Source organism: Sphingomonas sp. FUKUSWIS1 (genome assembly GCF_000733135.1).
Classification (GTDB): Bacteria; Pseudomonadota; Alphaproteobacteria; order Sphingomonadales; family Sphingomonadaceae; genus Sphingomonas; species Sphingomonas aerolata.
Window position 1 is genome coordinate 1 of sequence record NZ_JPJC01000225.1, and the last position, 4,697, is coordinate 4,697.

Sequence of the window (4,697 nt, forward strand, 5' to 3'; positions counted from 1 at the left end):
ACAATCAAAACCCGCCCTTCCCCCGCCCGCCCCCCCTTGCTAAGGCCCCGGCAGTAACCGCATTCAGGTCGGTCCCCTACGCGCCCCCGCGGTCCCATAGGCCGCTTTCCCCTCGGCGCCCGGCGGCCCGACGCCCACGGGAAGGACCCCTATGACTGCCATCGGCCAGGACACCCTCAAGACCCGCACGAGCCTTTCGACCGGCGGCAAGTCGTACGACTATTACAGCCTCGCCAAGGCCTCCGAACAGCTCGGCGACATCAGCCGCCTGCCCTTCTCGATGAAGGTGCTGCTCGAGAACCTGCTGCGCTTCGAGGACGGCGTCACCGTCACGCGCGACGACATCCAGGCGATCGTCGACTGGCAGAAGGAGCGTCGCAGCGACCGCGAGATCCAGTATCGCCCGGCGCGCGTGTTGATGCAGGATTTCACCGGCGTGCCCTGCGTCGTCGATCTCGCCGCGATGCGCGATGCGATGACCAAGCTCGGCGGCAACCCCGAGAAGATCAACCCGCAGGTCCCCGTCCACCTCGTCATCGATCACTCGGTGATGGTCGACGAGTTCGGTACGCCCAAGGCGTTCGAGGACAACGTCGACCTCGAATATGAGCGCAACATCGAGCGCTACGAGTTCCTCAAGTGGGGCAGCAAGGCGCTCGACAATTTCCAGGTCGTCCCCCCCGGCACCGGCATCTGCCATCAGGTGAACCTCGAATATATCGGCCAGGCCGTCTGGTCGTCGGCCTCGTCGGGCGACCACGGCGACGGCACGATGATCGCCTATCCGGACACGCTGGTCGGCACCGACAGCCACACGACGATGATCAACGGTCTCGGCGTGCTCGGCTGGGGCGTCGGCGGGATCGAGGCCGAGGCCGCGATGCTCGGCCAGCCCGTGTCGATGCTGATCCCCGAAGTCGTCGGCTTCAAGCTGACGGGCGCACTGAACGAGGGCATCACCGCCACCGATCTCGTGCTCACCGTCACGCAGATGCTGCGCGCCAAGGGCGTGGTCGGCCGCTTCGTCGAGTTCTTCGGCCCAGGCCTGTCGTCGATGACGCTCGCCGATCGCGCGACGATCGCCAACATGGCGCCGGAATATGGCGCGACCTGCGGCTTCTTCCCGATCGACGACAAGACGCTCGATTACATGCGCCTCACGGCACGTTCCGATGAGAATGTCGAGCTGGTCGAGGCGTACGCCAAGGCCAACGGCTTCTGGCGCGACGAGAATGCCGAGGACCCCGTCTTCACCGACACGCTCGAGCTCGACATGGGGTCGGTCGTCGCATCGCTCGCCGGCCCGAAGCGCCCGCAGGACCGCGTCAGCCTCAACAAGGTCGACGAGGTGTTCAACAGCGACCTCCACAAGCTGTACCACAAGGAGCAGCCCGAGCGCGTCGCGGTCGAGGGGCGTGAGCACGACATCGGCGACGGCGACGTCGTGATCGCCGCGATCACCAGCTGCACCAACACGTCGAACCCGTCGGTGCTCGTCGCCGCCGGTCTCGTCGCGCGCAAGGCGAACGCTCTGGGCCTCAAGTCGAAGCCCTGGGTGAAGACCTCGCTGGCCCCTGGTTCGCAGGTCGTCACCGACTATCTCGACAAGGCCGGCCTCACCGCCGACCTCAACGCACTCGGCTTCAACCTCGTCGGCTATGGTTGCACGACCTGCATCGGCAATTCGGGCCCGCTGGCGCCGGCGATTTCGTCGGCGATCAACGAGAACGACCTCGTCGCGGCGTCGGTCCTCTCGGGCAACCGCAACTTTGAGGGCCGCGTCTCGCCCGACGTCCGCGCCAACTTCCTGGCCAGCCCGCCGCTCGTCGTCGCCTATGCGATCAAGGGCACCGTCACGACCGACATGATCGAGACGCCGCTGGGTCAGGGCACCGACGGCCAGGACGTGTATCTGCGCGACATCTGGCCGACCAACGAGGAAGTCCGCAGCACGATGGACGCCAACATCGACGCGTCGATGTTCGGCGCGCGCTACGGCGACGTCTATGCGGGCGATTCGAAGTGGCGCGAGATCGACGTCACGGGTTCGGACACCTACGCCTGGCGCGCAGGGTCGACCTATGTCGCCAACCCGCCCTATTTCGAGGGCCTCAGCATGACGCCGTCGCCGGTGCAGGACATCATCGACGCCAAGCCGCTCGCGATCCTCGGCGATTCGATCACCACCGATCACATCTCGCCCGCAGGCTCGATCAAGGCGGACAGCCCGGCCGGCCGCTTCCTCCAGGAGCATCAGGTCAGCAAGGCCGACTTCAACAGCTATGGCGCACGCCGCGGCAACCATGACGTGATGATGCGCGGCACCTTCGCCAACATCCGCATCAAGAACGAGATGGTCCCCGGCGTCGAAGGCGGCATGTCCAAATATGACGGCGAGGTCATGGCGATCTACGACGCCGCGATGCGCTTCAAGCAGGACGGCACGCCGCTCGTGATCGTCGCGGGCAAGGAATATGGCACCGGTTCGTCGCGCGACTGGGCGGCCAAGGGCACCAACCTGCTCGGCGTCCGCGCGGTCATCACCGAGAGCTTCGAGCGTATCCACCGCTCGAACCTGGTCGGCATGGGCGTGCTGCCGCTGCAGTTCGCCGAAGGCACCGATCGCAAGACGCTCGGCCTCGACGGCTCGGAAACGTTCACCATCCTCGACGTGGCAAGCATCCGCCCGCGTCAGGACGTGAGCGTCAAGATGACCCGCGCCGACGGCACCAGCGAGACGTTCCAGACCAAGTGCCGGATCGATACCGTCAACGAGCTGGAATACTTCCTCAACGGCGGCATCCTGCACTACGTCCTGCGCAAGCTGGCCGCCTGATCCGGCGACGTCGTCCCGGCGCAATCCGGGACGACGCCTGCCCCCTGAACTACCGTCATTCCAGCGAAAGCCGGAATATCCCCGTGAGGCGCATGTCGCCCACTACAAGGGATATCCCGATCTTCGCTGGGATGACGTGTTTTGGATGGCGAGTTTCACCAGACGGCGCGTCTCGAACGCGACCCAGGCCCGGCAGAAAAAAGCGGGGCGACCATGACGATCGCCCCGTAGTTCAGGGAGGGACCGGGAGGGGGAACAACCCGGCCACGTCGCCGTCCACAGGGGGAGAGGGAGCGGCGACCCCCACCTCATCGCGCCGATATGTTGCACCAATGTGTCGGAGCCCACGGATCGCCGCAATTCTTCCGCCGATCACCGCACCCGGTGGCAAACCACCACCTCCCCCAACCGTCATCCTGACGAACGTTAGGACCCAGAGCCTCGCGCGTCACGCCGTCGCTAGAGCGCCCGCCCCGCCACCGCGTCGAGCTTAGCCACCAGCGCCGGATCCCGCGCCTCGCGCGCCGTGATGATCGCACTGTCGAGACAGGTATCGATCGGCGACGCCGGACGCTCCGCCGGCAGGCCACGCAGCAACGCCATTACCATCGCGCGCGCTTTCGCCGCATTCGCACCGAGCTGCGCAATCACCTCCGCGACATCGACCCCCGCCGCCTCCTCGCGCCAGCAGTCATAGTCGGTCACCATCCCGACCAGCGCATAGGGCAGCTCCGCCTCACGCGCGAGCTTGGCTTCGGGCATCGCGGTCATCCCGATCACGTCGCACCCCCATTGGCGGTACAACCGGCTCTCCGCACGCGTCGAGAATTGCGGCCCCTCCATCGCCAGATAGGTGCCACGGTCGTCGACCTCGGCCCCGGCCTGGCGCGCGGCATCGGCGGCATAGCCCGACAGGCGCGGACACACCGGGTCCGCCATCGAGACATGCGCGACGAGGCCCGTGCCGAAGAAGCTCGACACCCGCCCCTTGGTCCGGTCGATGAACTGGTCGACGATCGTCAAGCTCCCCGGCGGCCGCGCCTCGACCAACGACCCGACCGACGACACCGCCAGCACATCGGTCACCCCCAGCCGCTTCAACGCATCGATGTTCGCGCGCGCATTGAGCTCGGACGGCGAAATCCGGTGCCCTCGCCCGTGCCGCGGCAGGAACGCCACCCCGACAGGCCCGACGCGGCCGGTATAGATCGCATCCGACGGCACACCCCAGGGCGTCTCCACCGTCTGCCAGTGCCCGTCCTCGATCCCCTCGACCGCGTACAGCCCGGAGCCGCCGATGATCCCGATCGTCCAGCCGCTCATTCGGCGAGCGCCCGCGGCCGCGCATAGACGAAGTAGATCACCAGCCCGAGCAGGTTCCACAGCCCGAAATAGAGTTGCGTCTTCGAAGGCAGGCTGAAGAACAGGTACAGGCAGCCGAGAATGCCGACGATGCCCACCAGCGTCGCGGCCGGCGCGCGGAACGTCCGCACCGCATCGGGCGCCCGGCGACGCATCACCAGCATGCACGCACACACCGCGACGAACGCCGCGAGCGTCCCCGCATTGGCGAGGGCCGCGATCTCGGCGAGCGGCAGCAGCCCCGCGATCACCGCGACGATCGCCGCGGTAATCCAGGTGATCCGCACCGGCGCACCGCGCTTCGACACCTTGGCGAGGCCCAGCGGCAGCAGGCCGTCGCGCGCCATCGTGAAGAAGATCCGGCTCTGCCCGAACAGGAAGGCGAGCAGCACGGTCGGCAGCGCGATGACCGCCGACGCGCCCAGGAACGTCGCGAACCCCGGCCGTCCGATCTCGCGCAGGATCAGCGCGAGCGGCTCGGCCGAGCCGGCGAACCGCG

3 protein-coding genes are annotated in these 4,697 nt (G+C 67.2%); 1 reads left to right on the plus strand and 2 read right to left on the minus strand.

All coding sequences use genetic code 11. The features are described from left to right. The first annotated feature begins 151 nt into the window (after window positions 1-151). Complete coding sequence (gene acnA / locus sphsw_RS13445; protein ID WP_031396444.1) at window positions 152-2,836, plus strand: aconitate hydratase AcnA; 2,685 nt, start codon at window positions 152-154, stop codon at window positions 2,834-2,836. A 459-nt stretch (window positions 2,837-3,295) separates the two neighbouring features. On the opposite strand, the gene mtnP is transcribed toward acnA, so the two are convergent. Both mtnP and sphsw_RS20535 read right to left on the minus strand, forming a co-directional pair. Continuing rightward, window positions 3,296-4,159 (minus strand): S-methyl-5'-thioadenosine phosphorylase, encoded by an 864-nt coding sequence (gene mtnP / locus sphsw_RS13450; protein ID WP_031441053.1) that lies wholly within the window; start codon window positions 4,157-4,159, stop codon window positions 3,296-3,298. Further along, window positions 4,156-4,697, minus strand: a 542-nt coding sequence (locus sphsw_RS20535; RefSeq protein WP_042467309.1) for an APC family permease, incomplete at its 5' end; no start/stop codon positions are given. The genes sphsw_RS20535 and mtnP, both read right to left, overlap by 4 nt.